At 31.5% G+C, this 24,326-nt stretch carries 37 protein-coding genes and 1 pseudogene; 3 read left to right on the top strand and 35 right to left on the bottom strand.

The features are described 5' to 3' along the window. The first annotated feature begins 9 nt into the window (after nucleotides 1-9). Nucleotides 10-801, top strand: coding sequence for an SDR family oxidoreductase (locus ACY2IJ_RS12735; protein WP_054724523.1), 792 nt, complete (start codon nucleotides 10-12; stop codon nucleotides 799-801). A 489-nt stretch (nucleotides 802-1,290) separates the two neighbouring features. On the opposite strand, the gene ACY2IJ_RS12730 is transcribed toward ACY2IJ_RS12735, so the two are convergent. From ACY2IJ_RS12730 to ACY2IJ_RS12695, 8 genes and pseudogenes are all read right to left on the bottom strand, one after another. After that, nucleotides 1,291-1,458 carry a hypothetical protein gene (locus tag ACY2IJ_RS12730; protein ID WP_157757595.1) on the bottom strand — a complete coding sequence of 56 codons (168 nt, stop codon included), beginning with the start codon at nucleotides 1,456-1,458 and terminating at the stop codon, nucleotides 1,291-1,293. Next, nucleotides 1,455-2,369: a helix-turn-helix domain-containing protein gene (locus ACY2IJ_RS12725; RefSeq protein ID WP_476724713.1), complete on the bottom strand. Its 915-nt coding sequence runs from the start codon at nucleotides 2,367-2,369 to the stop codon at nucleotides 1,455-1,457. The genes ACY2IJ_RS12730 and ACY2IJ_RS12725 overlap by 4 nt, the downstream gene beginning before the upstream one ends. Nucleotides 2,370-2,386: 17 nt before the next feature. Further along, a complete protein-coding gene (locus ACY2IJ_RS12720; RefSeq protein WP_476724712.1) occupies nucleotides 2,387-3,196 on the bottom strand; it encodes an alpha/beta fold hydrolase in 810 nt (269 codons plus the stop codon). 645 nt (nucleotides 3,197-3,841) lie between these two features. Continuing rightward, the gene (locus ACY2IJ_RS12715; protein ID WP_476724711.1) at nucleotides 3,842-4,942 is read right to left on the bottom strand and encodes a putative glycolipid-binding domain-containing protein; all 1,101 of its coding nucleotides are present in this window, start codon (nucleotides 4,940-4,942) and stop codon (nucleotides 3,842-3,844) included. A gap of 190 nt (nucleotides 4,943-5,132) precedes the next feature. Next, nucleotides 5,133-5,567: an SRPBCC domain-containing protein gene (locus ACY2IJ_RS12710; RefSeq protein ID WP_476724710.1), complete on the bottom strand. Its 435-nt coding sequence runs from the start codon at nucleotides 5,565-5,567 to the stop codon at nucleotides 5,133-5,135. A 4-nt stretch (nucleotides 5,568-5,571) separates the two neighbouring features. Beyond that, the gene (locus ACY2IJ_RS12705) at nucleotides 5,572-5,979 is read right to left on the bottom strand and encodes a RidA family protein (protein ID WP_476724709.1); all 408 of its coding nucleotides are present in this window, start codon (nucleotides 5,977-5,979) and stop codon (nucleotides 5,572-5,574) included. A gap of 13 nt (nucleotides 5,980-5,992) precedes the next feature. Continuing rightward, nucleotides 5,993-6,525: pseudogene (locus tag ACY2IJ_RS12700) on the bottom strand (dihydrofolate reductase family protein). Between the two features lie 584 nt (nucleotides 6,526-7,109). Further along, entirely contained in the window at nucleotides 7,110-7,937 is an 828-nt protein-coding gene (locus tag ACY2IJ_RS12695; protein ID WP_054724510.1) for an alpha/beta hydrolase, read from the bottom strand. Nucleotides 7,938-8,019: 82 nt separating this feature from the next. Between ACY2IJ_RS12695 and ACY2IJ_RS12690 the strand changes: the two genes are divergently transcribed. After that, nucleotides 8,020-8,397, top strand: coding sequence for a winged helix-turn-helix transcriptional regulator (locus tag ACY2IJ_RS12690; RefSeq protein WP_054724508.1), 378 nt, complete (start codon nucleotides 8,020-8,022; stop codon nucleotides 8,395-8,397). 168 nt (nucleotides 8,398-8,565) lie between these two features. On the opposite strand, the gene ACY2IJ_RS12685 is transcribed toward ACY2IJ_RS12690, so the two are convergent. From ACY2IJ_RS12685 to ACY2IJ_RS12640, 10 genes are all read right to left on the bottom strand, one after another. After that, nucleotides 8,566-9,303 carry a DUF6597 domain-containing transcriptional factor gene (locus tag ACY2IJ_RS12685; protein WP_476724708.1) on the bottom strand — a complete coding sequence of 246 codons (738 nt, stop codon included), beginning with the start codon at nucleotides 9,301-9,303 and terminating at the stop codon, nucleotides 8,566-8,568. A gap of 244 nt (nucleotides 9,304-9,547) precedes the next feature. Beyond that, nucleotides 9,548-9,937 (bottom strand): VOC family protein, encoded by a 390-nt coding sequence (locus tag ACY2IJ_RS12680; protein WP_054724504.1) that lies wholly within the window; start codon nucleotides 9,935-9,937, stop codon nucleotides 9,548-9,550. Nucleotides 9,938-10,157: 220 nt separating this feature from the next. Then, nucleotides 10,158-11,402: a TCR/Tet family MFS transporter gene (locus ACY2IJ_RS12675; RefSeq protein ID WP_476724707.1), complete on the bottom strand. Its 1,245-nt coding sequence runs from the start codon at nucleotides 11,400-11,402 to the stop codon at nucleotides 10,158-10,160. 170 nt (nucleotides 11,403-11,572) lie between these two features. After that, complete coding sequence (locus tag ACY2IJ_RS12670) at nucleotides 11,573-11,776, bottom strand: hypothetical protein (RefSeq protein ID WP_054724499.1); 204 nt, start codon at nucleotides 11,774-11,776, stop codon at nucleotides 11,573-11,575. A 15-nt stretch (nucleotides 11,777-11,791) separates the two neighbouring features. Next, nucleotides 11,792-12,376: a YdeI/OmpD-associated family protein gene (locus ACY2IJ_RS12665; RefSeq protein ID WP_476724706.1), complete on the bottom strand. Its 585-nt coding sequence runs from the start codon at nucleotides 12,374-12,376 to the stop codon at nucleotides 11,792-11,794. Between the two features lie 17 nt (nucleotides 12,377-12,393). Then, nucleotides 12,394-12,747: a DUF4180 domain-containing protein gene (locus tag ACY2IJ_RS12660; RefSeq protein WP_054724495.1), complete on the bottom strand. Its 354-nt coding sequence runs from the start codon at nucleotides 12,745-12,747 to the stop codon at nucleotides 12,394-12,396. Between the two features lie 6 nt (nucleotides 12,748-12,753). Continuing rightward, nucleotides 12,754-13,110, bottom strand: a complete 357-nt coding sequence (locus ACY2IJ_RS12655; RefSeq protein ID WP_476724705.1) for an iron chaperone — start codon at nucleotides 13,108-13,110, stop codon at nucleotides 12,754-12,756. A gap of 2 nt (nucleotides 13,111-13,112) precedes the next feature. After that, nucleotides 13,113-13,490, bottom strand: coding sequence for a DoxX family protein (locus tag ACY2IJ_RS12650; RefSeq protein ID WP_147676738.1), 378 nt, complete (start codon nucleotides 13,488-13,490; stop codon nucleotides 13,113-13,115). An 11-nt stretch (nucleotides 13,491-13,501) separates the two neighbouring features. Next, nucleotides 13,502-13,960 (bottom strand): SRPBCC family protein, encoded by a 459-nt coding sequence (locus ACY2IJ_RS12645; RefSeq protein ID WP_068825292.1) that lies wholly within the window; start codon nucleotides 13,958-13,960, stop codon nucleotides 13,502-13,504. Next, the gene (locus ACY2IJ_RS12640) at nucleotides 13,930-14,289 is read right to left on the bottom strand and encodes an ArsR/SmtB family transcription factor (protein WP_476724704.1); all 360 of its coding nucleotides are present in this window, start codon (nucleotides 14,287-14,289) and stop codon (nucleotides 13,930-13,932) included. The genes ACY2IJ_RS12645 and ACY2IJ_RS12640 overlap by 31 nt, the downstream gene beginning before the upstream one ends. Nucleotides 14,290-14,423: 134 nt before the next feature. Here ACY2IJ_RS12640 and ACY2IJ_RS12635 point away from each other — a divergent pair, with 134 nt between their 5' ends. Then, complete coding sequence (locus tag ACY2IJ_RS12635; RefSeq protein WP_068825288.1) at nucleotides 14,424-14,846, top strand: DUF1330 domain-containing protein; 423 nt, start codon at nucleotides 14,424-14,426, stop codon at nucleotides 14,844-14,846. 4 nt (nucleotides 14,847-14,850) lie between these two features. Here ACY2IJ_RS12635 and ACY2IJ_RS12630 read toward each other — a convergent pair whose 3' ends face one another. From ACY2IJ_RS12630 to ACY2IJ_RS12550, 17 genes are all read right to left on the bottom strand, one after another. Further along, nucleotides 14,851-15,102 (bottom strand): hypothetical protein, encoded by a 252-nt coding sequence (locus ACY2IJ_RS12630; RefSeq protein ID WP_147676739.1) that lies wholly within the window; start codon nucleotides 15,100-15,102, stop codon nucleotides 14,851-14,853. Between the two features lie 40 nt (nucleotides 15,103-15,142). After that, nucleotides 15,143-15,598 carry a DUF1569 domain-containing protein gene (locus ACY2IJ_RS12625; RefSeq protein WP_147676740.1) on the bottom strand — a complete coding sequence of 152 codons (456 nt, stop codon included), beginning with the start codon at nucleotides 15,596-15,598 and terminating at the stop codon, nucleotides 15,143-15,145. A gap of 2 nt (nucleotides 15,599-15,600) precedes the next feature. Beyond that, a complete protein-coding gene (locus ACY2IJ_RS12620) occupies nucleotides 15,601-15,978 on the bottom strand; it encodes a nuclear transport factor 2-like protein (protein WP_476724703.1) in 378 nt (125 codons plus the stop codon). A 20-nt stretch (nucleotides 15,979-15,998) separates the two neighbouring features. Continuing rightward, nucleotides 15,999-16,382, bottom strand: coding sequence for a VOC family protein (locus tag ACY2IJ_RS12615; RefSeq protein WP_476724702.1), 384 nt, complete (start codon nucleotides 16,380-16,382; stop codon nucleotides 15,999-16,001). 64 nt (nucleotides 16,383-16,446) lie between these two features. Beyond that, on the bottom strand, nucleotides 16,447-17,040 hold the full coding sequence (locus ACY2IJ_RS12610) for a Crp/Fnr family transcriptional regulator (protein WP_476724701.1): 594 nt from the start codon (nucleotides 17,038-17,040) through the stop codon (nucleotides 16,447-16,449). An 86-nt stretch (nucleotides 17,041-17,126) separates the two neighbouring features. Beyond that, on the bottom strand, nucleotides 17,127-18,194 hold the full coding sequence (locus ACY2IJ_RS12605) for a helix-turn-helix transcriptional regulator (RefSeq protein WP_476724700.1): 1,068 nt from the start codon (nucleotides 18,192-18,194) through the stop codon (nucleotides 17,127-17,129). A 12-nt stretch (nucleotides 18,195-18,206) separates the two neighbouring features. Then, nucleotides 18,207-18,446, bottom strand: a complete 240-nt coding sequence (locus ACY2IJ_RS12600) for a hypothetical protein (RefSeq protein WP_054724470.1) — start codon at nucleotides 18,444-18,446, stop codon at nucleotides 18,207-18,209. An 83-nt stretch (nucleotides 18,447-18,529) separates the two neighbouring features. Continuing rightward, nucleotides 18,530-18,898: a VOC family protein gene (locus ACY2IJ_RS12595; RefSeq protein ID WP_068825276.1), complete on the bottom strand. Its 369-nt coding sequence runs from the start codon at nucleotides 18,896-18,898 to the stop codon at nucleotides 18,530-18,532. Nucleotides 18,899-18,907: 9 nt separating this feature from the next. After that, a complete protein-coding gene (locus ACY2IJ_RS12590) occupies nucleotides 18,908-19,270 on the bottom strand; it encodes a DUF1801 domain-containing protein (protein ID WP_476724699.1) in 363 nt (120 codons plus the stop codon). Nucleotides 19,271-19,275: 5 nt separating this feature from the next. After that, nucleotides 19,276-19,911 (bottom strand): DUF998 domain-containing protein, encoded by a 636-nt coding sequence (locus ACY2IJ_RS12585; protein WP_476724698.1) that lies wholly within the window; start codon nucleotides 19,909-19,911, stop codon nucleotides 19,276-19,278. A gap of 26 nt (nucleotides 19,912-19,937) precedes the next feature. Further along, the gene (locus ACY2IJ_RS12580; protein ID WP_054726427.1) at nucleotides 19,938-20,150 is read right to left on the bottom strand and encodes a DUF4287 domain-containing protein; all 213 of its coding nucleotides are present in this window, start codon (nucleotides 20,148-20,150) and stop codon (nucleotides 19,938-19,940) included. Nucleotides 20,151-20,152: 2 nt separating this feature from the next. Beyond that, nucleotides 20,153-20,536, bottom strand: a complete 384-nt coding sequence (locus ACY2IJ_RS12575) for a DoxX family protein (RefSeq protein WP_068825270.1) — start codon at nucleotides 20,534-20,536, stop codon at nucleotides 20,153-20,155. Beyond that, the gene (locus ACY2IJ_RS12570; RefSeq protein WP_147676748.1) at nucleotides 20,533-21,033 is read right to left on the bottom strand and encodes an SRPBCC family protein; all 501 of its coding nucleotides are present in this window, start codon (nucleotides 21,031-21,033) and stop codon (nucleotides 20,533-20,535) included. Before ACY2IJ_RS12570 ends, ACY2IJ_RS12575 begins: the two co-directional genes overlap by 4 nt. Next, entirely contained in the window at nucleotides 21,030-21,539 is a 510-nt protein-coding gene (locus ACY2IJ_RS12565) for an SRPBCC family protein (RefSeq protein WP_147676749.1), read from the bottom strand. Before ACY2IJ_RS12565 ends, ACY2IJ_RS12570 begins: the two co-directional genes overlap by 4 nt. Next, the gene (locus ACY2IJ_RS12560) at nucleotides 21,529-21,861 is read right to left on the bottom strand and encodes a metalloregulator ArsR/SmtB family transcription factor (protein ID WP_068825264.1); all 333 of its coding nucleotides are present in this window, start codon (nucleotides 21,859-21,861) and stop codon (nucleotides 21,529-21,531) included. Before ACY2IJ_RS12560 ends, ACY2IJ_RS12565 begins: the two co-directional genes overlap by 11 nt. 126 nt (nucleotides 21,862-21,987) lie before the next feature. Beyond that, nucleotides 21,988-22,878 carry a helix-turn-helix domain-containing protein gene (locus tag ACY2IJ_RS12555; RefSeq protein ID WP_476724697.1) on the bottom strand — a complete coding sequence of 297 codons (891 nt, stop codon included), beginning with the start codon at nucleotides 22,876-22,878 and terminating at the stop codon, nucleotides 21,988-21,990. Nucleotides 22,879-22,951: 73 nt separating this feature from the next. Next, entirely contained in the window at nucleotides 22,952-24,232 is a 1,281-nt protein-coding gene (locus ACY2IJ_RS12550; RefSeq protein WP_476724696.1) for a site-specific integrase, read from the bottom strand. Between the last annotated feature and the right edge of the window lie 94 nt (nucleotides 24,233-24,326).

Raw genomic sequence — 24,326 nt, 5'->3', positions numbered from 1 at the left:
AAAAGAATTATGAACAGGATTTTAATTACTGGAGGAACTGGACATCTTGGGAGAAAAGTTGCTAAGACCCTTATATCGCAAAATTATAAAGTAGGAGTTTTATCAACTAAAACCTTCACGCCTACTAAAGAAGACAACATTACGTATTACATGGGTAACTTAGCCGAAAATACTGGACTGAAAAAAGCGACTAATAATGTTGATGTTGTCATACATTGTGCCAGTAACCCTAGGGACTTTCAACTGGTAGATGTTGAGGGTACAAAAAATTTATTAAAAGCAATTGGTAGTCGTGCTATAAAACACTTTGTTTATATTTCTATTGTCGGGGTTGATAAGAGCGACTATCCTTATTATCAGGCAAAACTTGAGGTGGAAAACTTAGTGTCAAATAGTGGATTTCCTTATACAATTGTAAGGACTACACAATTCCACAGTTTTGTAGTTAATTTGATACAAAATTTTATCAATGAAACGACTGACGATAAGTCTATTTTGAAAATCCCAAAAGAGTTAAAATTTCAATCCATTGGTACGCAAGAGGTTGCTGAATTATTAGCAAGAATATCTTTAGAATCGCCAAAAGGTTTACTTCCAGATTTTGGAGGGCCTAAAATACTTTCTTTTGAAAAAATGACTGATAGTTATTTAAAAGAATTCCACCCTAGCTGGGAAATACAAACGGAAATGACTAATGATATTCGGCATCAACTGTTTCGAACAGGCGTGAATCTTTCTCCAAATAATACTTTCGGGAAAGAAGATTGGAACACATTTATAAAAACAATCAACTACAAGTAGAAATGCCTCTCGCTTATATCTATAAAAAAAGTAGGGTAGGTAGTGTGTTTGAACAAAGGCTTGTGCGTGTATGAGAGGTCGCCATATTTTAAATTTGTATTTTTGAAAACAAGAAAATTAAAAATATGACTTCTTGCTAAACTGAAAATTTATCGCTTATTTACAGCCCTACTTTTAATCGTTGTACGTCGGCAAAGAGATAATTATTGATAACGCTCACTTTGCTTAAAAGAATTATAATTAATATCTACAAAGAAGTTAAAAAAATAATATTTAGTTCTTATGAAATTAGTTTGTATTGCAGGAAACTACGGAAATGGAAAAACTACTGCAATTGAAATTAAGGCATGATACCTGACAAATTCAGGGATTGTTCTTTCCAGTTCTTTACCTTTTCGATGTATTGGTTACTTTCTTGACCTAAGATTGTTTTTAATTTATTTAACTTACAATTTGTGACCAATAGGAGACAATTGTTAAATTTTAATTTTATATTAAATTTTGATGTAAATCATTGATTGCATCTACAATTGAAATACCATACCCTTTTAATATTTCAAAGCCTTGGTTATCAACTAAAGTTACCACATATTCATTTTTAATGTATTCAAACTTCAGATTTTTTAATTCTGAGAGGTTTATTTTTTCGTCTATCATAGTTGTTTATGTGATAATAATGTAACCTCCTTCAAATCTGCCTTTGCATTTTTTAAAAACTCGTAAGTCATTTTATCTGCTTTACAGTTGATAAACTTAACTCCTTTCAATTTTCTGCCTTTATAAAAGGTATTGGTTAATACTGCATTTTGAAATGTTACTTTCTTAAATCTGCAATTATCAAAAGAACAGTTGTCGATATTTCCTTCAAAAACAATGTTTTCAAAATACATTTTAATAAAAGAGGTTTGATTCCAAACAGTTTTTATCACTTCTATATTTATAAAAGTTCCTGAAATAAGCTTTACCTTAGATAAATTGGCATTTGAAAAATTACAGTTTTTGATGTGGTTTTGTGAAAATTCAGACCCTTGTAACACACAATTTTGAAACTCATTATTTATCAGTTGAGAGTTTTGTATTTGACTGCTTTTTATTTCAGAATCTGTAAAATCACATCCATCAATATTGTTACCTCTTAATAGAAGACCTGATAATTCAGAACCGATAAATTTACAGCGTTTCATATTAGAGTTACTGAATTTATCTTTAAGGTTCTTCAAATCTGAAAAGTCTGCATCTACCCAATTCCCACTAGACATATCCCAATTTGAGCTATAGTCGTTATTGGAATGAGTACCTGAATCATTTGAAAGTAGCTTATTTGAATTTTGCTGTAGGTCGACTTTATGTGAGCCACTATTACTTTCATTAGAAAAATAGTTAAGATCTACATCAAAGACTTTAGCTAATTTATCCAACATTATAATATCAGGCATTGATTCACCACGTTCCCACTTCCCAATAGCTTGAGGGCTAATGGCAATTATATTCGCTAGTTTTGCCTGTGATAAATTAATGTTTTTTCGTGCCTCTAAAATTTTCAGACCTAATTGTTTTGAGTTATTCATAATAAAAGGATATAAATTTATTTAATTTTCTCGTTTAATGTTTGAATTGCATTTCCTATCGTTTTGTAATCTTTTGAGAGAATCTTTTCGTGATTGTTCTCTACCTGTTTAAATACTTTCAAATTTTCATTTTTTTTCAACAAAGGGTTGAGACTGTCACGCATGGCCTTAAATTCATGAGCTTCTCCGCCACGACTTTCGCCTGATGCAAAGACATACCATACAGGTATGTTAATATCTAGTAGGGTTTGTTCTAATTTAGCGGAAATTTCATTTATTTCGATATTGATTTCCGCATGTTGTTTAGCACTCATTTTTGCAGCTAAACCAAATGGAGCAATTACAGGGAGAATCCATTTTAAGCGATTAAATAATTTATAAATACGCTTTTGAGATTCTTCACCCGTAAGCCCATAAGGTACAGCACTATCTATTGCTATTATTCCACGGGGTACTCCAGGATTTTTGTTCACCCAATGCGTAGCTAAAATGGCTCCATATGACCAACCCACCAATATTGGGTTTTTGATTTGTCTTGCCTTGATAATTGCTGTCAGGTCACGCAAGCAAGCATCAAAGGAGTAATCCTTTGATTTCTTTGATTTACCACGGGCACGTTCATCATACAAAATGTGACGATAGTCTGAGCCAAGTTCTTGAATAACACGGTCCCAGTGTTTGAGGTTGGCATACGAGCCATTTAAGTAAATAATAACAGGGCCTAAACCTCCTGAATCTTGAAGATAAAGTTGAGTGTCTTCCACAGATATAAAGCCCTTCCAAGGTTTTATATACTTTTTACTTGATTGAATTTTTAATGAGTTCATCTTATTACAATTTTGTTTATGCAAAAGTAGATTGTGCTGCCCAGTAATAAGAAATTTAATTGACTACGATTAGTTGTAAAAGTTCTCTTTTTAGTTGGATTCAACAACTAGTGGTTGTTTTCCGAACAATTGGTATGAATTAATGAATATTTAATTAAGTAGCTCTAGGTTTATTTGAGTATTACCTTCACAACAGTTCAGCTCCAATTTTCTTTATTATCTCGTTCCAATATGCTTTCACTTAGATTCTCTGTACATCATTTAAAAGTTCCTCTTGAAGAATGGTTATAGTTGTTTTTGACTCGTTTCCAATAACTCGAATTTGAACGTTTACACGTTTTCCTAATGGGCAAGTTTCCAATTCAAGCGAATGTGTGAATTTGCTTTAAAAACAAGACCTGTGAATAGATAGAGGACAGCACAATATCTGGTCATAAAAATGAGCAATTCTTCGTTATTTTATATGTTAATAGTTATAACTCTTGAATTTGGTGCTCTTTCATTCTTTTGAGCAACATTTTTTCTTTATCAGTTGATGTTTTTGAATTTCCTTTGATCCAATCCAAAATATACGGTTGCTGGGGTCAGGTTGTCCAATGGTGCGAAGTACCTCTCTTGTTGTAGAAAATACTTTCATTTTGGCGTTTAATATTTTCGTGTTCCAAAAAACTCTGCTTGTAAAGTAAAAGTCTCTCCATTATCGGTACTAATTTCTCCTTTCCAATGAAATGACTTGTTGGTTATGTTCTGAAATGTCCACCGCATTATATTTCCATCTTCATCGGTTCCTTCCTGTACAATATTACCTTTGTCTTCCCAACCATAAAGTTTACTTACTGTACTACTCACGGGATTGAACCAATAAACACACCATTTTTTTGATTTTGCGTCAAAATAACGTATGCTTGAACCATAACGAATTCTTGGCTGTTTTAGGTTTGGCGTTCTTAATGAACGTTTCGGGGCAATCCAAACATCTTGTACAGCTCTGCCTTCAAGTACATAGACAAAATGCCATTCACCTTGTGATTTTATTATTTCATTGTTTTCTAAATAATCAACAGCTTCTACATTCCAACTTCCTATAAGCCAATCGTAAATATTATTTCCAGTAATTTCGTCACTTGCATTATCAGAAATCAGTGAAGAAGCAAATCCTTCCTTCTGTCTTGCAGTAGCTTCATGCTCTGAAAACACTCTATGCCAAATACCTGGGTAATCTAAAACAAATCCTTGACTGTCAACTTTTAAGTTTGCAGTAAATCCGGAAGCAAGATTTTCATACTTGTAAACTCCATTACCTAAATTGGTATATCGCTGTTTGGCAGGCGAAAAATTTTTGGTAGGTAATTCAAAGTAAACGACTTCTATTTCTTTTGATTCTCCAACTGCTAGACCCAGCCTATTGATTGGTAATGTGTTGGTAAAAGGGGTCAAGGCAATATCAATGTCTATACAGTTATCCAATTGTTCGAGGATTTTGCCTTTTTCATTGACCCAATGATTGTCTTTATTTTTTGTGAGTGAGATGTTAAACGTACTGTCTGATTGAAAATTGATGTTTACTGACTGAATTTCCCATTTTTTATTAATGTCAAGTTGATAATTTACATTTAACAATTTCCCTAATCCTTGACCTGTGATGTGTCCCTTAACTTCAATCGTGTCTTTAAAATTAATGGTGGTAAATTCGGTTGTGTTTACATAAGTGCTTTTCCACACTATTATTTTGTCTTGTGCTGGCATATTTGAAAAATGTAATGTCAAAATAAATATTAGAATCTTTCTATTTTATGATAGTTATTGGTTGAGAGTTCGTTTACAATGACTGCTAACGTTTACGAATATGAAAAGAAGGCGGTTAAGAAACACGGAGCTTTCGGTTATGCACAAATTTTGATACGAGCCAAACTCCTCGAATTCAGCACTAAATCGCCTATTTTTTATATACAATGTTACCTGCTGGCTTTTTTATTTCAGTTCCTATTTTGTTCATTATTTCGTTCCAATGTTCTTTCATTTGCGCTCTCTGTTCAGCATTCAATAATTTCTCGTGGTGAATTGCAACTGTTGTCTTTTCTTGATTTCCAATTACTCTAATTTGAATTGTTGACATATTTTCCCAATTTTTCGGTTTCCAATTCAGTCGAATATGGGAATTTGCTTTAAAAACACGGACAAGTCCTGTTATGCCATTTTCAGTTTCGTATTCTTTTTTAATTTCAAGTTCATTTTTCAAATTGCCTAACCAAATCTTTAGTCCATTCTCGGAAAATAAAAAGTCCCAAACCTTCTCACTCGAAACAGAAAAGGTTTTCCTTATTCCAAATTGAAATCCTACATCTTTGGTTTTTCCGACTTGATTTTCCATTTTCTTATTTTTCAGGTTTAAATGCGATAGCATCAATTTCAAGTAAAAATTCGGGATTTATTAGTCCTGCAACATACAAAACTGTAATAATCGGTGGGTTTGGGTTTTGTCCTAAAAATTTCTGTGAAACTTGAAATGCACCATAAGCATTCTGCCCTTGAACAATGTGAATGTTTAATTTCACTAAACTCTCAAAATTTACTCCACAAGATTTAAGAGCAATTTCAAGGTTTTTCATTACTTGCTCAGTTTGCTTTAAAATATCATTTTTCCCTACAATTTCTCCGTTTCCATTTACTGCATTTTGTCCACCTATATAAATTGTCTTTCCGTTTCCTTCAGTCGTTATGATTTGAGAAAACGCAGAATTTTTTATTAGTCCTTCCGGATTTATATGTTCCATTCTATTCATCATTGTTCGTTGTTTATTTTTTTCGTTTGTAATATACCTGTACCAATCCCGTATCAAATGTTTTGGCACTTATAAATTCCAATAGTTGCTCTGGTCTATCTTCTTTAAATAATCTTGTACCATTACCTACAAGAATAGGTACAATGGAAATAGTAAGTTCATCAATGAGGTCATTTTTAAGTAGTTCATTAACCACTACAGCACCACCATCACAATAAATGTCTTTACCCGCTTCGCTTTTAAGTTGTGTTACTAAGTCTTTTATATTACCTGTATAAAATTTAATTCTACCGTTGTCTGGACGTTCCGTTCTTGTAATTACATAAACATCTCTTTTCCCATTATCGTAGTGAGAAGCACCAATCTCTTTTACAACATAATCATAGGTTTTACGACCAATAATAATCGTATCTATGGATGAAGTAAATGCATCATAACCATAATCTTCTCCTTCTTTTTCAACTAACTTTAAAAACTAAGGTCATCATTTGGTTGCGCTATAAATCCGTCTAAACTGGTTGCTATAAATAGTTTTATTTTTCTCATTTGGTGTGAAATTTTAATTTTCTACAAAAATAGAAAGTTGACTAGTGTTTTTCTTTGGAAAAATGCGACATTTTAAAGGTCGGAGGATAAATATAACAATTACTTGGATTTGGTAATTATTTTTTCGGAGTAAAAATGATCAAAATAATTAAACGGATTTTCTATACTTTATCAAGATTAAATGATTTATATTTTTCCAATTCACGGTGTCTTTAGTCAATTCATTTTGGGAGGATCTTTATAGAAATTTGTAAAAAGTTGCAGGTTTAAGGCACATACCTTAAACGTACATCAGTGTCAATAAAGCTGTCTATTAAAGAAGTTATTGCAACAACTACCTAAGTTTCCCAAACTCCATTAAAGTCGAGCCGTTGTCAGTCAAGCAAGTATCTCACAAATTTATTACTATACCAGCACAACCATCTGGAAAAACCTATGCCCATTGTCTTTCTAGCTCGTACCCTCTCAGTTCCTAATAGAAATGAATAAAAGGTTCTAATTCTTTGTATGGTTTTACTTTATTGTACTTCATTGGTTTCTACAGTGTCGTTCGTTATATTGTTAGCCTTAGCCACAGATTTTTACTATTCAGTTTTCAGATGTTGCTTGAAGTATACAAAATGGTATTCAACGGATTTCGCCCAATATTCAGTATTGTGTTCTCCGGGTTGAATTGAAAATCTTATCGGTAATTTTTTAGACAAAGCCAATTCCTTAATTTGTATGGTGTTTGAGAGTAAAGGGTCATCTAAACCACAATCAATAAAAAAACCTTTATTAAATTCCTTTTGGTTTTTTAACAAAGATGAAATGCTAAACTTTTGCCAATCATTTTCTTTCGGGTTTCCCAATGTCATTTCCATATCGTTTGTCATTCTTTTGCTTTCAAAGAATTTTAAGCTGACTTTTTTTAAGTTTTCGTAATCAAATTCAAGAGCTCCACTTGTAGAAGCAGCAGTATTGAAAAATTCAGAATGCTTTATGAATAAACTCAAAGCTCCATAGCCTCCCATGCTCAAACCAGTTATAAAAATATTCTTGTTGTCAATATTGTATTTTTCCTCAATGTTAGGAACAAGTTCTTGGAAAAAGAAATCTTCGTATTGAAAGGTTTTTAAATTTGGACTATTCAAATAATAGTTGACGAAACCTTCTGGACAGACTAAAATCATTTGATAATCCGTTGCTAATTTTTCCAAATTGGTTGTTTTACTCCATTGTTCATAATTTTCACTATAACCGTGAAGCATAAAAACCAAAGGATAGCTTTTTGAAGATTGATAGTTTGTTGGTTTTTGTACAGAAACTGAAACTGTTCTTTCCAATTTATCTGATTTTATGCTAAAAACTTTTTGAGCAAAAAGCGATTGTGTCAAAACCATAGATATTGTAATTAAAACGATATTTTTCATTTTTTATATTTTTGTCAAAGATCTTAAAAGACTGTTTTTGAAACAATAACTAACAAAATTGTTAGTCTTTAAACTATTGATTATGAGAAAAAAACAATCGACAAATTATGTCAACGAACAGTTCCTATTTCAAGTTTGTGAGTTAAATTCGGCAATTGCAATGATAAATGGTCGATGGAAATCACAGATTGTTTATTCCATTTCTCAAGGCAACAATCGATTTCATTTGATACAGCAAGAGTTGCCTAATATTTCGGAAACTGTTTTGGCAAGACAATTAAAGGAATTGGAAACACACGCCATATTAATTAAAAAAGAAATTCCAAATACAGTACCTGTTGGAATAGAATATGTTTTGACCAATAAAGGCTTGGATTTGGTTCCTATTTTAGAAAGTCTTTGTGATTGGGGGAAATTGTACGCAGATGGCAAAAGGATTTCTGCTCACTCTATTTCTTAAGTTTCTTTTTAGACCTACGTTTTTTTAACTTATGACTAACATTCTAGTATATGGAAAATCTAAACTGGTTACTATAAATAGTTTTATTTTTCTCATTTGGTGTGAAATTTTAATTTTCTACAAAAATAGAAAGTTGACTAGTGTTTTTCTTTGGAAAAAAACGACATTTTAAAGTTCGGAGGGTAAAAACCCTGTATGACGTTTTACAGCATTGGTGAGATGAGAATGGTCATAATATCCACATTCAAAAGCAATATCTGATAATGATGCGTGTTCCTTTTGTGATGCAATTAAATTTAATGCGTATTGTAGACGAATAATGTTTGCGTATTCTTTTGGCGTTAACCCTATAAAGCTGTTAAATAACCTCTCTAATTGCCTTATTGAAATTCCATTTTGTTTTGACAATTCATCAATAGTCATTAAACCTCTTGATACCTGTATGTCATCTATGACTGAACTTAATCTTGTGGCCTTATTATTTTTTCTATCCGTAAAAAATTGATTTAAATAATCGGTGTAGTTGTTCTTAAAAAAAAGGTCTCTATCAAAAGAGAGATTTTTGTCTAATAGCACGGTGTTATTTTTTATCTCGCTGAGAGAGCAATAAGAGAAAAATGATGCAAAAGCTGATGGTTTAAGACAAATACCTATGAGGTGTGTGTGTTCATTAATATAACTTTCTTTAAAAGTAGTCATTGCTCCAACCATATAAGTTTTACCGTGTTCCATTTTCATTGTACCATTATCGGTAAAACAGTTGTCTCCATGATTCATAATTAAACCTGGGCAACCATCAGGAAAAATACGTTCCCAATGATTACTCGATGTATCTCCTCTTAACTCCCAATAGCTGTGAATTTGATTTTGGAGGTTATGACTTGGATTTATTTCTTTATACTTCATTGATAAAACTATAAGAAGTTTAATTGTTGTTTAACTTGTTTCTCCCTAATTTCTAAAGTTATTCGTTTTTTATTGCGGTATTTTGAATACACCAGTCTAATTTTACATTATGCAGAACATTTATGTATAAAAGTTGTGTGTGTGAAGATCTCCCAAAGAAAAATTAGAAGCTAGCAAACGAGCAACTAATTTTGGTTTAGCTAAACCTAGCATTTTTTTATACGTGTAACTTGTTCACTTTTTTTCAGTCGAGTGAATATTCCGAATTATCTTTTCCGATTATAAATACACTACCTGCTGGGTCCATTATCCAATGATTATCTTTTGGTATTTCTTCCAATTCATCGCAAGTTTCAATTCCGTTGGATTTCAAATATTCTGTCGCTTTTTCCACATTGGGCGTTTTCAGCTCCAACCAAGTTTCCGAATGAGTATAATTGTCTACGCAATCCAACCAAATTATATTATTTCCAAATTTAACTTCGTGAGTTTTAGAAACTGTTGGGTTCTTTATTTCTTTTTCGGTCACTTCCAATTTCAGGATTTCTCTATAAAATTTCACAGTTTCCTGATATTTAGATTTCGGAATTTTTATTGCGATATTTATTCCGCCATTAAATTTGATGTCGTTCATTGTTCAGACTTTAATTTTGTTGTTTAGTACGATGTATTTTCAGTTTGCAGCTAACGTGTTTGTATATGAAACGTAGCGTGTAAATAGACGCTAACTTTTCGGATTATGCACAAGCCAAATTTTTATTTTTTCTACTTATCTTTTAATTTCTAAATATACAAAAATAAAAATTTGGCGGACTTCGTAAATAAGCACAAACCTTTGGGAAAGCCCGAAATAGCTATGTTTTATATACGTTGTTGGCAACTGGCTTTTTCCGATTTTTGTAATTTATAAACATTATAATCAGGCTTATTATTGTCAAAAATACAGCAATTAAATATGGTGCTCCTGGAAAATAAATGTCCGAACTTTCATTTTTTGTAAAATGTGTGAAAACCATTGTCAGTAATGGTGGTGCGATAATTGTTGCTAATCCGAGAAGACTGCTTAAACTTCCTTGCAATTCGCCTTGTTCGCTTTTTGAAACTTGAGAGGAAATTATACTTTGAAAACCTGTTCTTTGCACACTCCCAATTACATTAATTATCATTGCTGGAATTAGAAGCCATTCCACGTTTGAGAATGCTATGAGTAAATATCCTACGATTGAAAACAATAACCCAAATATGGTCATTTTGTCATCTCCCAACTTTTTGGCCAATATGCCTACAAGCCAAGATTGAACGATAATTGAAAGTAAACCTAAAAATGCTAATGAATAACCTATTAATTCTACATTCCAATCAAATTTTTCAATGGTAAAATACGCCCAAACACTTGGCATACTATGACCTGCAATTGCCATAAAGAACATTGCAACAATTAGAGTTATAATTGTTGGAAATTTGCTTAAATGTTTAAAAGACCCAAAAGGGTTGGCTCGTTTTAATTCAAATTTTCTTCTATCGGATTTGTCCAATGTATCTGGGAACATAAAATATCCAAAAACAAAATTCCCGAAACTTAAAACAGCTGCTGCAATAAAAGGTATATGTGTTCCAAATTGTCCGAGCAATCCACCGATTACTGGTCCGATTATTAAGCCCGAACTATATGCAGCATTTATATAACCAAAATTTTTCGTTCTATTTTCATCGGTGCTTATATCTGCAATTGAAGCCGCTGTAACCGAGTAACTTGCTCCGGTTATTCCTGCAATTATGCGACCGATAAAAAGCCAAATTATATTTTGTGCAAACGCAAGAAATAAATAATCAAGCGTAAAACCGAATAGCGAAATCAATAATACTGACCTTCTGCCATATCTGTCGCTCAAATTTCCTAAAACAGGTGCAAAAAAAAACTGCATCAACGCATATGCAAAAGTCAGCCAACCACCATAAGTTGCCGCAGTACTTATATCTGTGTTTACTAAATCCTCTATTAGTTGTGGTAAAACGGGATATATTATTCCTAATCCCGCAGTATCTAAAGCAGTAACGATTAAGACAAATATGATTGATTTTTTTGGGGATTTTGTCATCTAAAAGCTGAACTTATTTTTTTTTGCTCGTTGTTTGATGTGAAAACGGATTTTTTTTAGCTTGTTGCCAACAATTGAATAAAATCATTGATGCTATTCTACTTATAAGAACTAAAATAATAATTATAAATGGGATTCTTAAAAATTCTATTTGATTGATCAGTTCTTTTTTATTTCCCATTGTCTATCAATTTGTTTTCAACCTCACTTTCTATAAGTTTTAAAGCAATTTTGAGAGCCTCAATTCTATTTTTTAGTAAAGTATGTTGTGATGTTCTATCCGTAAGTTTTAGCCTGGACTTTTCACATTTATGTAGTAGTGACTCAATAACTGTTGAGGCTTGTATTAATTTGTCTTTAGGATAATTTTTCATAGCTAATTGGATGTTTTATGCTTCTCTATCATTTAAACCTTTTCCTTCTAGTATTTTAGGGATTGTTTTTTCAATTCTTGATATTCGTGTTTTGGATTGTTTGGCTTGTGAGAAATAGAGTAAATACCCTCTTTGTCTCCCTGGGGTTAGGTTATAAAATGCGGTTTCTAATTCGGGATTGCTTTTTAATGCTTCTTCAAGTTCTTGAGGAATTTCATATTCAGAAGTCTTTTTCATTTTTACTTCCAATCCTGCTTTTTCCACCTCAATGGCTTCAAAAACATAAGCTTTGATAGCTGATTTTAAGTCAATAACTTCCTGTTTGTTTCTAAATCGAATTTGACGAGCTGACTGCACGTTTTCGGTTTGTTGAATTAAAAGGTTGTTAGCATCATTAAGTAATGCTCCTTTATGAAATAACAAGGCACAATACTCCTTAAAACCGTGAATAAGTACAATGTTTTTACCTTGAAAAGTATAACAAGGATGCATCCATTTAAAATCCTCTTCGAGACCACATTCTAAACAGATTTCTCGCAATAGAATGGTTTCTTCTTTCCAGTTCTTTATCTTTTCGATGTATTGGTCTACTTTTTCCATTTAAGAATATTTTTATTTTACAATGTGTTTAGTGCTTCATCCATTGAACTTAGAAAATTAACCTGTAATCCTTTGTTACTTTCGTATATAAAGTTTTTTAAACTGTTACTTTCATATTTTGAAAAATCTCCAATAATGGATAAAGCCATATTGTATTGAGTGAATTTCTGAAGGATGTCTCCAGCCAACTTAGTTTTTAAATCAAAAAACTCTGGTGTAATATTTTTTTGATGTAAAATCATTTTATCATATCCTTGATAATAGATGTTACCCATTAAATCCAAGGCATCTTCTGTGGTTTTAATTATAATTTCATTTGAGATAATTTCTGCGATTTTAATACCGCTTTTTGAATGTTCTTTGATTTCCATCTGATTTTATAATGCGTTGAGCTTAGCCTGTTCTTGAATAAGTAGCTTAAATTCTTCTGAAGGAATATCTTGGTCAAACTTTATCTGAATGGTTTTCTTTCCTGTTTTATATCCCTTTTCTTCCAATATTTTACGCATCTCTTCGGTTAATGAATCTATGCCAAAACTGACGTGTTTTTTAGCCAAGGAAAATCCTGCTAGAATTCCATTGCATTTATAGATGGGCACATTCCAACTAATACCACTTTCTGCATTTGGTTCAGTAGCTTCGATTAGCTTTTTCAGCTTAATCATAATTCCCTGAGATTTTTCTGGTGAATTGTCTATAAACTCATCAACTGTTTTAGGTTTTAAATCTGCCATATCTATTGTTTTTCTAATTTTCTGTTTGCCGGTCTGAAATACCAAGATGCTATTGTAAGAGCTAAAAGTAAAGTCGGTCCAAAAAGTGTTATTAATTCATCTCCAACTGCTAAATGGGAAATAATAGCACCTGATATTACAAAGAAAAACCCTGCGTATGCCCACTCTTTAAGTAATGGGGATTTAGGAATTAAGATGGTTATAACTCCCAGAATTTTCCATACACCTAGAATACTTAACAAATACATAGGATAACCTAGTAATTCCATACTTTGAATATTTTCTTCTAATTGCAACAATTGTACAATTCCTGTTGATAACATCCCTAAGGAAAGCCAAACTGTGGCTATCCAATAAATGATTTTGTCTCTTTTTTTCATTATGACTTTTTTTAATTTGTAAATATTACCTCTAATTTATCGTGAGCCATATTTAAACCATAAGCAAAAGGTAGTTTTAATTGCTCAGCACGGTGTTTTTCTGATTTGTATATAATCTGAATGGTTAACATGCTTTTGTCTTCTGTAACTTTTTCAAAATTCAAGAACTCCAATTGTACGCCTATCGACATATTTTCCATTTCAAAAGTTCTTACTATCTCTTGATTTGGTACGATTTTGTGAATTGTTCCGTTTGCCTTAAACATTACGTTTCCTTCGTGTGAGGTTTCAAATGCATAACTTCCGTGATTTTTGTTTTCCAGTTTTAGTACGTTGGTTCCCATCCATTCTGCTACAAATTCTGCTTCGGTATAGGCTTTGTAAACAAGTTCAACAGGAAGGTCAAATTCTCTCGTGATAGTTAGCTCTTGCTTACCTTCTAGGGCATTGATTTTAGTTTTTTGCTCCATTGTCTTTTAATATTTGATTGATGTTTCTTCATAACAGCTTCCAATGAATTAAATCGTTCATCCCATAATTTTCTAAACGGTTCTATAAACTCAGCTATTTCCTTCATCCCATCAGGATTTAGTTGATAATAGATTTCCCTTCCCTTTTGTTCCTGTTTCAACAATTCACATTCGGTAAGAATTTGAATGTGTTTGGAAATGGTTTGTCTGGAATAATCAAAGTTTTCGGCAATAGCACTCGGTGTCATTGCACTTGCCGCAACCAACGTGATAATGGTTCTTCGTGTTGGGTCGGCTATAGCTTGAAATACATCTCTCCTTAATTTCATTACGCAGTTATTTGACTGCAAATATAAGTGCAGTTATTTAATTGCGCAATTTTTTTTAAGAAAAATACGATAAAAAAAGTGTATTATTTTAAATTAGACAACTGTAAATGAATGGTTAGATTAAATAATTTGTAATGGAAAAATATTTAGAAGCCACAACCAATAGTGGTAAACAATTTTATCAAAACTTTAAGGACAGGGGAGAAATAGTAATGTTAAATCTATTAAAATTTAAAGAAATAGCTGATTATACAGATTTAAAACATCTAAGACCCAAACAAGAAATTAGTGGAGAAGAAGCCTATCAGCTATATCTCGATACCACAAAATCACAATTTCTAAAAGCAGGTAGTGAAATTGTATATTATGGAAAGGGAAAAGATTTTTTAATAGGACCTGAAACTGAAAAATGGGATGCAATATTATTGGTTAAACATCAATCGGTACTAAAATTTATGGAATTTGCTCAAAGTGAAGATTATCTAAAAAATGCTGGTCATAGAACTGCTGCACTTGAAGATTCACGTTTGCTACCAAGCTCTGAAATAAAATTTTAAGCATCTAATAGTCAATAAGATTTATTTCTAAATTGTTTAAACTGCCATAGTTGAGAATGCCTAAAATATCAATACCTGTATAACTTTCTATACGAAGTATTTTATCACAATCCTCTAAATCAAAGTTGATGCGATACTCAGGATATAATTGCTTGAAATCAGCTACTATTTTGTTGGCTAACTGTTGGTTGTCAACATTGGTTTTGAAAATCTCGACCGTGGCAGAGGGAGTATTAATCTGGGGATTCACTTTCATTTTCTTCAAGAGATTTATACTTCTATACAATGAATGTAAGTCAAACTCCAAACTGTCTTAAATGATGATCATAATGCTTATAAGCGAAAATTCCAATTTGTTCTTTGGTCATTCTACCGAAAAAACCGTGAATAAAATCTAGGTTGTTATAGCACCCGTAATGTTCAGTTAAATCAAACAATTTTTGTTTTTGCTTCTCAAAATCTCCACTTTTCTCTTTGATGGTAAAGTTTGAACCTGCTGGTGCACCTTTGCCTATTGGTTTGTCGTTTTTGGTGTTGGCCTTTAAGACCATTTTTCCAATAAGTTTACCTAGAAAATCTTGTTTATAAGGTATATTGTTATCAATACCTAACACCCATTGATTCCAAATGTTCAAATGTTTTATCATTTGGTAAACATTCATTTTACCCCATTGCGCTTTACTGTCTGCATTGATTTGTTCAATTCGTTTGATTAGCTGTAGTCTGATGTTCGGGTCAAAAATGGTTTTCATCTTTATAATTTTATGCAGTATGATGTTATTTCTTTTAATTTCTCTCCTTTAGCACTCTGAAACAGATAAAAATCAGAAAACGCATACTGTTTTCCATTTTCCATTGTCATTACCCCATTTACTGCACCTTCTTTACCGTGGGATAGGATTTGATTTAATATCAATTCAGATGCTTTTACAGATTGCATTTTTTCTAATTCTTCCGTAAACGCTTTTATTCCTTCTAATTTTTTGTCGCCAATCATATTCCAAACGATGTCGTCTGTTACATTTTCTGTTAAAAAGGCAACATTCCCTTCGACAAAGGCAATATTAAATTGTTTTAAAAATTCCATTTTGGGAGAATTACCGCAATTGGGACTCGATATTATTTTGGTCATTTTTAAATCATTTTTATTTCCTAGTTCAATGAATGAAACCCAATAGAATTCCCTTCAGTATCTTTAACAATAGATACAAAGCCGTGTTCTCCAATTCCCATTTTCGCTTGAATAATTTCAGCTCCATTTTCAGCTGCCCGATTTTCTAAAATCTTACAATCTTCACAACCAAAATAAACAAGACTACCATTTGTAGAAGGTGTTATCCCATCCATTTTCATTAAAGCTCCAGCTGCACCGTAATTTTCCATATCACTAGGGAAACATTTCATTTGAACATTTTTATTTGTTGGGTCACTCATATCGTCCAATGTAACTTGAAATACATTTTGGTAAAACTTTACAGCTCTATCTATGTCATTTACATAAATTTCGAACCACACTACAGGATTAAATTTTTTCATCTTATCTATTTATTTAATTGTTACGATTACAAAAATGAAAAAAGGAAAGCGAAAAAATCTTGTCCTATGGCAAGTTCTCTAATTGAGACAATACTTCTTTTCTTATCCTACTTAAAGACGTATCGGTAATCCCTAAATAAGTAGCAATATATTTTAAGGGTACTTCTTTGATTATTTGTGGGTTCTGATTCATTAGTTCTAAATAGCGTTGAGAAGCACTTTGTGTATGCATATTTACAGCACGGTATTTGGCTATAAAAAGTTGCTGAGACATCCAGGTTCTTCCCCATTCGGTAAAGCCTTCTATAGTGCTATACAATTTTTGAAAATCATTAAAATTAATTTTATAAACTTCACAGTCTGTTAATGCCTGAATCGTTTCTTTTGAAGGGATTCGAAGAAATAAAGAAGCTACTTCAATTAAAATATCATTAGGACTAAAAAAATCGGTAGTAATCTCGTTACCTTTATAGTCAATAACAAATGAACGAAACAATCCTTTTTTTATCAAAAAATATTCATTGCTTATTTTGCCTTCATTAAGTATGATTTCATTTTTTACAAACTCAACTTTGGTGTGGGCGGACATAATAGCTTTATAGTCCTCTTTTTTAATACTTGGATAGTTATAAATACTTTCAAAAAAGGAATCTGTCATTATTTTTTTGGTTTAAAAATACAAAATATTGAGATTCAATAATCTTAAAATTGGAGTAGGTAAACATTCCTTTTTATTTATAGGTTTTAAAACTTAAAAATATCATGTGAAGAAGCAACTACTTCCATTACTTCAATTTCTGGCAAGTCTTCTAAACCACTTTCATCTCTTTGTTTCTGAAAAGACAAAAATGAAGGCACCTGAAGCATTTTTTTTTGAATGTTCTCATTTTTGTAATGAGATAGGTGAACAAATGTTTTGCCGTCTCCACACACATAGGAACCGTAGCGGAATTCATTAGTGTCCATTTTTTTGAAATCAGTCATAAACAAGTTAATGTTTTCTTGGTTCTTCTGAACAAAATCAGGTTTTACAGTGTACGTTACTTTTACGGTTATCATTTTGGTTGTTTTTATATTTTTATAATGTAAACTATTTCCTTCTAAATATTTTTTCCGCTGGATTTCTCCATATTCTTCCATTGTCATATGGTGTGGAACGAATTTTTCGGGTAAACTAACGATGGTTTTTATCCTGTCTATTCTAAAATTTCTAAACTCATTTCTCAACCTGCACCAAGCTACTACAATCCAATCTTCTGAAAAACTATGGTAAATAGCAAAAGGTTCTATTTCTCTTAGAATTGGTTCTAAGTCAGATTCTTTTTTATAGGCTATTTTTAATACATTAAAATTTGTTAAAGCACGTTGTACTACAGAAAGAAAATTACTTGTTTTTTCATTTTGCCAATTCTTTCCTATAAATGTTCTATTCGCTAAAAAATCAGCTTTTGATTTTTCTTCACTTCGTAATACTGCTTTTACTTTATCTATGGCATTATTAAATTCATTTATCAAAGATTCATCTTTGGTTTTTGCCATTATCTTTTGTGCAAAAATGAGTGCATTTGCTTCAGTTTCTGTAAACATTACAGGTGGAATTTTATACCCGTCCATTAAAGTATAACCTTTTCCCTCCACAGCCACAATAGGAACATTGGCTTGCTCTAAAGCGTGTAAATCTCTATAAACAGTTCTTTTGCTAATATTGAATTGCTCCGACAATTGTTCTACAGTCACATATAAATTGGACTGTAATTTTAAATGAATTGCTGTTAACCGTGAAAGTCTTGAAATATTATCTGTATATGCCATCACAATAGTATTTTAAATGTTTACTATAGAAATTTCATCTGTTAGAATTTCAATATTAAAACCTTGTTTTTGAACCATATTAATAATAACATCATTGTCTAATATATCGTTAAAATTTTCGATTCTTAAAATATGATCACAATCTTCAAGATCAAAATCAATACAGTAATTAGGAAACCTATTTTTTATTTGTTTCTTTATTCTCCTAGCTTGTTTCTTTTTTAAGATATTAGTTTTATATACTTCTATCATTTTATAACAATTATAATTTTATACAACAAAGAAAACTAGGAATTGTGACAACCCTTTGACAGTCTTTTTTTATTTAAAAAAAACTAAACACAATGTGACAATAAATTGATTGTTGCTCCGTTGGGATCTTTGACAAAAAATCGTTTTACACCCCAAGATTCGGTTGTTATTGGGTAAACTATTTCAATATCTTGTGTTTTTGCTCGTTCATACCATTGGTCAATATTCACCACTTCTATGGATAGAAAAATGGCTTTATTATCCAGTGGTTTGTTCTCCGTATTTTGAATAATTGTGATTTGAGCCTTTGGGTTTTCTTTGGATGCAAAAGTTAAAACCCATTCCATATCCATCACCAGTTTCATCTCTAAAAACTGAGTATAAAACTTTTTGCTTGCTTCCACATCATTGGAATAAATGTTAGGAACTATTCTTAGAATGGTTGTTTTCATTACACTTCTTTATTTATTATCTAATTCAATCGCTTGTAAAATATAATACTCAAGTATGTCATCTTTATAATCTTTGGGGTCACTCAATCTTAAATTTAATGATTTTTTTCCGACTCCTTCAAGTAGTTTATACTTGTCTTCAAACTGTTTACCATCCGTAAATGAAAAGGTAATTCCTTTTAGGGTAGGGCTCACGGAGATGATAATTCTATTGTGTCTATAAACTGGGACACCATAATATTTTTCGGTTCCTCCTCGCATTTCTTCTTTTAGTGTTGGGAATTTTGCTTTAATCAAGCTCCTAAACTTTAAAAAAATAGGTTGATGCTCTTCCTTAATTTTATCTTTTATGAATTGATTGATGATATTCATATGAGCTAATTTTTGAAATTAGATTTTTGGAGATAATGAGCACAACTCCAAACCCAAATAGCACAAAATACGATAACGATTCTACCAAGCCAACCAATAGGAGTCTCTGGTGTAATCATACCATTCGTTTCACTCAAATAAACACCCATGACAATTATTAAAGCAACCTCTAAACCCCAAAGAATTATAGTAAATACAAACATATTTTTTCTAAATGGTTTAAGCTGTTCCTGTTTTCTAAATTGATAAGTAATAAACACCGTAGCCAAAATCATAAAACCTAATAGTCCTGCTGCTGCGTTATGAATTTGGCCACTCATAGTCATGTACTCGGGTAAAGTATCTACAGGATCAGTATTAAAAATGCCTGCTAAGAAATTACCAAGAGATGCTATTACTAACAACACTCCTCCAATTTTAGAACCTATTTTGGGTAAGTATTTAATTAGATATAAGCCTAAGGTTAAAAAACTTATACCAAGTAAAAAGAATACAATCTGCATCAACCAACCTGTATTTCCTAATGCATATTCGCTAATGGGTTGCCATATTGGATTTACTGATGTGTTTATGAAATGTAAAATAACTAATAGGACAACAAATCCAATAGCACTTATTTTTGCGACAGTTAACTTGTTCATTTAATTATAATTTTAAGGATGGTAGTTTATTCTCTTTTCCCTTTTATATAGGCATACATAGCCATTGCATGACCATGGCCTAACTGAAAGTCTTCTTTCAACCAATTGGTCACTTCGGTAGCCTTTACAACTAATTCTCCATTCCTGGTAAAGCCTTTTTGTTCTGCTAATGTTTGAAAATCTTCTGCGGTTTTACCTGTTTTATCTTCTATGTTTTTGATGTATGTTTGGAATGACATAATTATATAGTTTTAGATTTATGATTAATTTTTTGTGAGTAGACATAAGATACACTTAGAACAATTCCTACCACTATAGGCATTACAATGTTGGCTATGACTTGGTCTACCGCTATATGACTTATAGCTGCAAAAATTAAATTGAATGTTAAACCGGCATACGCCCATTCCTTTAGTTTAACTGGAAGTTTTGGAAGCATTATCGCGGTTGCTCCTAATATTTTGCAAACAATTAAAGCGTAGGCGAAGTAATCGGGATAGCCCAAAGGTTTAGTTCCTGCGTTAAAATATTCGTGTGCGAATAAAAGCGTTGCCAATGGCATTAGGGCCTCTAACGCAAAAATGATGGAAGTTGCTATCCAAAATATGATTTTAATCTTTTTCATTTTCTTACATTTATTAATAACTCATCCAATCTTTCTAACGTTGATTTAAGTCCATCTTCCATTCCCATTTCTATTATAGTTTCTAAATCTTTTAGAGAATTGTAGGTTACAATGGTCTCAACTTTTGATTTTTCATTCAAATCTAAAAAACTCACATGCCATTTTGCTCTTGGCAAACCTGGGTTTAGATTTCCATTTTTATCACAAAACCCATCTAATGATCTATAATAATCAATAGGTTTAATTTCTGTAAAATCTGTTCGTCCCCAGTGCTCAGTTCCGTTTGGTTCTATCATAGCGTATAACCAATAGCCGCCTTCCTTAAAATCCATCGTCTTTGTTTTGGCCGTCAATGGTTTTGGTGCAAACCACTTTTCTAATAATTCACTTTTCGTGTAGCAATCCCAAACAAGTTCTCTTTCTGCGTTAAATTCACGCACAATAGTAAGTGTGTTATCTTTCTTGTTTACTAAGAAGTCAAATTGTAGTTTATTCATTGTTTTTTATTTTTAGTTAATAATAATTGGTCTAAGTTTAAAAGAGCCATTCCGAAACCTTCCTTAAAGCCCATTTTAATCAATGTTTCAATGTCTTCTAGTTTATCGTGTTTTAAGGTAACATCTACTAATGTAATGTCATTTTTTTCTGTAAAAATATTTGTCCATAATGAGCGTGGTTTTATTGTATTTTCATTTCCATTTTCGTCACAAAAGGCATCTAACCAAGATAATAACTTGTTTATTTCAATTCCTTTATAATCAGCTTTACACCAGGTCTTTTCGTTTTCAGGGCTTACCATTGCATAAAGCCACATTCCGCCAATTTCTAAATCTAAAGTTTTAGTTTCAATATGATAGGGTTTTGGTGCCCACCACTGGTTTAATAATTCTGGTTCTGTCCAAGCTTTCCAAACCAATTCAAGATTAGCATTAAACTCTCGCTGAATGTTAATAGTTTTATTTTCCTTATTCACGGAAAAATTGAATAATAAATTACTCTTCATTATTTTTGTTTTTAAGTGTTTCTAATAAATTATCTAGTTGGTTAAATCTATTTTCCCAAATGGCTCTAAATTGCTCTAACCATTTGTCGATTTCTTTCATTTTTTCAACTTTTAACTCGTAGTATATTTCTCGACCTTGTTGGTTTGCATCAACCAAGTCACATTCATTTAAAATTTGAATGTGTTTAGAAATAGTAGGCCTCGCAGCATCAAAATTTTCTGCAATGGCACCTGCTGTCATGGATTGTGAAGTAAGTAGTACCAATATTGCTCTTCTTGTTGGATCGCTAATGGCTTGGAAAATATCTCGTCTTAATTTCATTGTGAAGTTATTTGACTACAAATATATATGAAGTTATTTAGCTACGCAAATTACTAGTATAATTTCATTACAAAATTAGACGAACCTTATTTTATAAAATGGTGCAAAAACGGGAATAAATAGTGTTTATCGGTTTGTGTAATTTTTTCTGAATGTAAGTGGACTTGTTGAAGTATGCTTACGGAAGAAGTTACCAAAATTAGAAGCGTCAGAAAAGCCTAATTGATGTGCTATTTCAGCTATGCTTAAATTAGTGAATTGAATCAGTGATTTTGCCTCCTTTATAAGCCTGCCATTAATATGCGAAAGTGCTTTTTTATTAGTTTCAGTTTTAACGGTTTTAGATAAGTGACTAGCACTGATATTTAATAAGGATGCATATTCTTTAACCGTTCGTTTTTCGAGGTAATGAACATTCACCAATTTTAAATATTGATTTGTAATGGAATGACTAGAATTTATTAATGGTTGTAATTCATTTTGAATCTTAGTAAATTCTTTTAGATTATAGAGTAAAGCAAGAAATTTATGTGTAGTAATTTTGGAAAAGACATCTGTATTTTCATAAGATTTAAATACCTCTTCAAATACTGGTACTAATTCTTGATATTTTTTATTTTCTAGTTGAAATAAGTTGATGTTTAAAATATTAAAAAATGGGAATTCATTAAAAAAATCAAATTTTAAAAAATTAAAGTATTCCTGTTTAAAATAAATGAGATAACCTTCCGTATTTTTTTCTTTGTAAAAACTATAAATCAAGTTTGAACATTGAAAGGTGAGAAATGACTCTTTTATATGGTCATCTTGATTGTTATATATAACATTGGTTTTTCCATTAGATGTTATTAAACCGATAAAAAAGAAATCTCTACGAAATGGAGCTTTGTAAATTTCATCTTTATGCTCTTCTAAACGCATACAATAAAACATAGGATTTTTAGTCCTATGATTGACAGGTATTGATTCTAGAAAATCATTAATAGAAGTATAAAAAGGAATACTTTTCTCTTTCATTAAATTTCTATTCTTATATAGCTAATGTTTGTTTTGAATTACAAAGAAAAGATATTTAGAAAAACAATCATAGTTATAAGTTGTTTGATAGTAGTTTATTATAATAAGTTAAATTATTATTTTTTTGAGATTTTATATCAGTTAAACTGAATTTATCTCTCAAAACCTTCATATCCTCACTTACTTTTTTATCCAAAATTTTTGCATAATGTTGGGTAGTCCGTAAATTTTTATGCCCCAACATTTTACTTACGCTTTCTATAGGAACGCCATTTGTAAGTGTTACGGTGGTTGCAAAAGTGTGGCGTGCAATATGAAAAGTTAAATCTTTTTCAATTTCACAAACACCTGCAATTTCTTTAAGATAGGCATTCATTTTTTGATTACTCAAAATAGGGAACAGTCTGTTTTCGTTTATACATTGCGGGTGCTGTGCGTACTTATCAATTATCATTTGTGTAACAGGGAGTATGGGGATTTTTGAAGCGGATTCTGTTTTTTGTCTGTGAGTAAATATCCATTTCTCTCCATCGATTCCAATGCTTATATGCAGTTTTGTTAAATTTTTGACATCAATGTATGCTAATCCTGTAAAGCAACTAAAAAGGAAGATATCACGAACTAGCGATAGTCTTTCTGTCTTAAAATCTTTATTCAATATGGTTTGGATTTCTTCTTCTGTTAAATAGACACGCTCAACTTCTCTAACTTTTGCTTTATAATTGGCGAATGGATTTTTGTCTAGCCAATCATTGGCCAAACATATCTTTATGATTTTACCGAAATTCTTGATGTATTTAACAGCTGTGTTATTATTACAATTTCTAACGCTTCTTAAATAAAACTCATACTCAGTTATGAAAGCATGATTGATTTTTGCAATATCTATATCCGATATTTGATATTTCCATTCTAAAAAAGCTATTGTGTGTTTTAAAGATGTTTTGTAACGCTCTAATGTTCCTGGAGCATATTCTTTTCCAACCAGTTCTTTAATTTTGTTATTATGATCTTTGAAGATTGGAATTAACATTCTTTGTTTATCATCAACACCTTGAAGTTTAGATTTTAAAACTGCTGAGGTTGCAATTATTTTGTCTTTCAATATTGCATGGTGTGTATCATAAACTTGCTGTTCTAACGTTTTAAGATACCTATTTAAAGATTTTACTTCTTCGGATTTACCTATCACTTTCTGAAGTTTACTATTCCATAAATTGGGTGCTACATATCTTTTTGATGCAATTTCTTTTGGTTTTCCGTTAATGGTTATCCTTAAATAAATTGGGGCTGTGCCATTGGCTTTGATTTTACTTTTCTTAATCAAGAAGAGTAAGTTGAATGTTTTGGTCATTTGTGGTAACTTTTTAGGTTGATAAAACTATCTCTTAAAACTACTTGAAACAAGATGTTCAAAACGTGAACTCCTTATTATACAAGTGTTTCAG

The organism is Wenyingzhuangia gracilariae, assembly GCF_056387575.1.
This window is presented reverse-complemented; position numbering and strand designations above follow the sequence as displayed.

Bases quoted from the DNA above. Each gene is read 5' to 3' on its own strand.
- ACY2IJ_RS12705 (WP_476724709.1), bottom strand. From the start codon at position 5,979: ATGAATAGAATGGAACATATAAATCCGGAAGGACTAATAAAAAATTCT.
- ACY2IJ_RS12735 (WP_054724523.1), top strand. From the start codon at position 10: ATGAACAGGATTTTAATTACTGGAGGAACTGGACATCTTGGGAGAAAA.
- ACY2IJ_RS12620 (WP_476724703.1), bottom strand. From the start codon at position 15,978: ATGACCAAAATAATATCGAGTCCCAATTGCGGTAATTCTCCCAAAATG.
- ACY2IJ_RS12560 (WP_068825264.1), bottom strand. From the start codon at position 21,861: ATGAAATTAAGACGAGATATTTTCCAAGCCATTAGCGATCCAACAAGA.
- ACY2IJ_RS12685 (WP_476724708.1), bottom strand. From the start codon at position 9,303: ATGAAGTATAAAGAAATAAATCCAAGTCATAACCTCCAAAATCAAATT.
- ACY2IJ_RS12680 (WP_054724504.1), bottom strand. From the start codon at position 9,937: ATGAACGACATCAAATTTAATGGCGGAATAAATATCGCAATAAAAATT.
- ACY2IJ_RS12720 (WP_476724712.1), bottom strand. From the start codon at position 3,196: ATGAACTCATTAAAAATTCAATCAAGTAAAAAGTATATAAAACCTTGG.
- ACY2IJ_RS12590 (WP_476724699.1), bottom strand. From the start codon at position 19,270: ATGAATATCATCAATCAATTCATAAAAGATAAAATTAAGGAAGAGCAT.
- ACY2IJ_RS12630 (WP_147676739.1), bottom strand. From the start codon at position 15,102: ATGAAAGTGAATCCCCAGATTAATACTCCCTCTGCCACGGTCGAGATT.
- ACY2IJ_RS12660 (WP_054724495.1), bottom strand. From the start codon at position 12,747: ATGGAAATCAAAGAACATTCAAAAAGCGGTATTAAAATCGCAGAAATT.
- ACY2IJ_RS12585 (WP_476724698.1), bottom strand. From the start codon at position 19,911: ATGAACAAGTTAACTGTCGCAAAAATAAGTGCTATTGGATTTGTTGTC.
- ACY2IJ_RS12645 (WP_068825292.1), bottom strand. From the start codon at position 13,960: ATGGAGCAAAAAACTAAAATCAATGCCCTAGAAGGTAAGCAAGAGCTA.
- ACY2IJ_RS12650 (WP_147676738.1), bottom strand. From the start codon at position 13,490: ATGAAAAAAAGAGACAAAATCATTTATTGGATAGCCACAGTTTGGCTT.
- ACY2IJ_RS12550 (WP_476724696.1), bottom strand. From the start codon at position 24,232: ATGACCAAAACATTCAACTTACTCTTCTTGATTAAGAAAAGTAAAATC.
- ACY2IJ_RS12655 (WP_476724705.1), bottom strand. From the start codon at position 13,110: ATGGCAGATTTAAAACCTAAAACAGTTGATGAGTTTATAGACAATTCA.
- ACY2IJ_RS12565 (WP_147676749.1), bottom strand. From the start codon at position 21,539: ATGAAGAGTAATTTATTATTCAATTTTTCCGTGAATAAGGAAAATAAA.
- ACY2IJ_RS12610 (WP_476724701.1), bottom strand. From the start codon at position 17,040: ATGACAGATTCCTTTTTTGAAAGTATTTATAACTATCCAAGTATTAAA.
- ACY2IJ_RS12665 (WP_476724706.1), bottom strand. From the start codon at position 12,376: ATGGAAAAAGTAGACCAATACATCGAAAAGATAAAGAACTGGAAAGAA.
- ACY2IJ_RS12695 (WP_054724510.1), bottom strand. From the start codon at position 7,937: ATGAAAAATATCGTTTTAATTACAATATCTATGGTTTTGACACAATCG.
- ACY2IJ_RS12730 (WP_157757595.1), bottom strand. From the start codon at position 1,458: ATGATAGACGAAAAAATAAACCTCTCAGAATTAAAAAATCTGAAGTTT.
- ACY2IJ_RS12670 (WP_054724499.1), bottom strand. From the start codon at position 11,776: ATGAAAAATTATCCTAAAGACAAATTAATACAAGCCTCAACAGTTATT.
- ACY2IJ_RS12605 (WP_476724700.1), bottom strand. From the start codon at position 18,194: ATGGCATATACAGATAATATTTCAAGACTTTCACGGTTAACAGCAATT.
- ACY2IJ_RS12615 (WP_476724702.1), bottom strand. From the start codon at position 16,382: ATGAAAAAATTTAATCCTGTAGTGTGGTTCGAAATTTATGTAAATGAC.
- ACY2IJ_RS12580 (WP_054726427.1), bottom strand. From the start codon at position 20,150: ATGTCATTCCAAACATACATCAAAAACATAGAAGATAAAACAGGTAAA.
- ACY2IJ_RS12600 (WP_054724470.1), bottom strand. From the start codon at position 18,446: ATGATAGAAGTATATAAAACTAATATCTTAAAAAAGAAACAAGCTAGG.
- ACY2IJ_RS12635 (WP_068825288.1), top strand. From the start codon at position 14,424: ATGGAAAAATATTTAGAAGCCACAACCAATAGTGGTAAACAATTTTAT.
- ACY2IJ_RS12575 (WP_068825270.1), bottom strand. From the start codon at position 20,536: ATGAAAAAGATTAAAATCATATTTTGGATAGCAACTTCCATCATTTTT.
- ACY2IJ_RS12625 (WP_147676740.1), bottom strand. From the start codon at position 15,598: ATGAAAACCATTTTTGACCCGAACATCAGACTACAGCTAATCAAACGA.
- ACY2IJ_RS12725 (WP_476724713.1), bottom strand. From the start codon at position 2,369: ATGAATAACTCAAAACAATTAGGTCTGAAAATTTTAGAGGCACGAAAA.
- ACY2IJ_RS12690 (WP_054724508.1), top strand. From the start codon at position 8,020: ATGAGAAAAAAACAATCGACAAATTATGTCAACGAACAGTTCCTATTT.
- ACY2IJ_RS12675 (WP_476724707.1), bottom strand. From the start codon at position 11,402: ATGACAAAATCCCCAAAAAAATCAATCATATTTGTCTTAATCGTTACT.
- ACY2IJ_RS12570 (WP_147676748.1), bottom strand. From the start codon at position 21,033: ATGAATAAACTACAATTTGACTTCTTAGTAAACAAGAAAGATAACACA.
- ACY2IJ_RS12710 (WP_476724710.1), bottom strand. From the start codon at position 5,567: ATGGAAAATCAAGTCGGAAAAACCAAAGATGTAGGATTTCAATTTGGA.
- ACY2IJ_RS12555 (WP_476724697.1), bottom strand. From the start codon at position 22,878: ATGAAAGAGAAAAGTATTCCTTTTTATACTTCTATTAATGATTTTCTA.
- ACY2IJ_RS12595 (WP_068825276.1), bottom strand. From the start codon at position 18,898: ATGAAAACAACCATTCTAAGAATAGTTCCTAACATTTATTCCAATGAT.
- ACY2IJ_RS12715 (WP_476724711.1), bottom strand. From the start codon at position 4,942: ATGCCAGCACAAGACAAAATAATAGTGTGGAAAAGCACTTATGTAAAC.
- ACY2IJ_RS12640 (WP_476724704.1), bottom strand. From the start codon at position 14,289: ATGAAATTAAGGAGAGATGTATTTCAAGCTATAGCCGACCCAACACGA.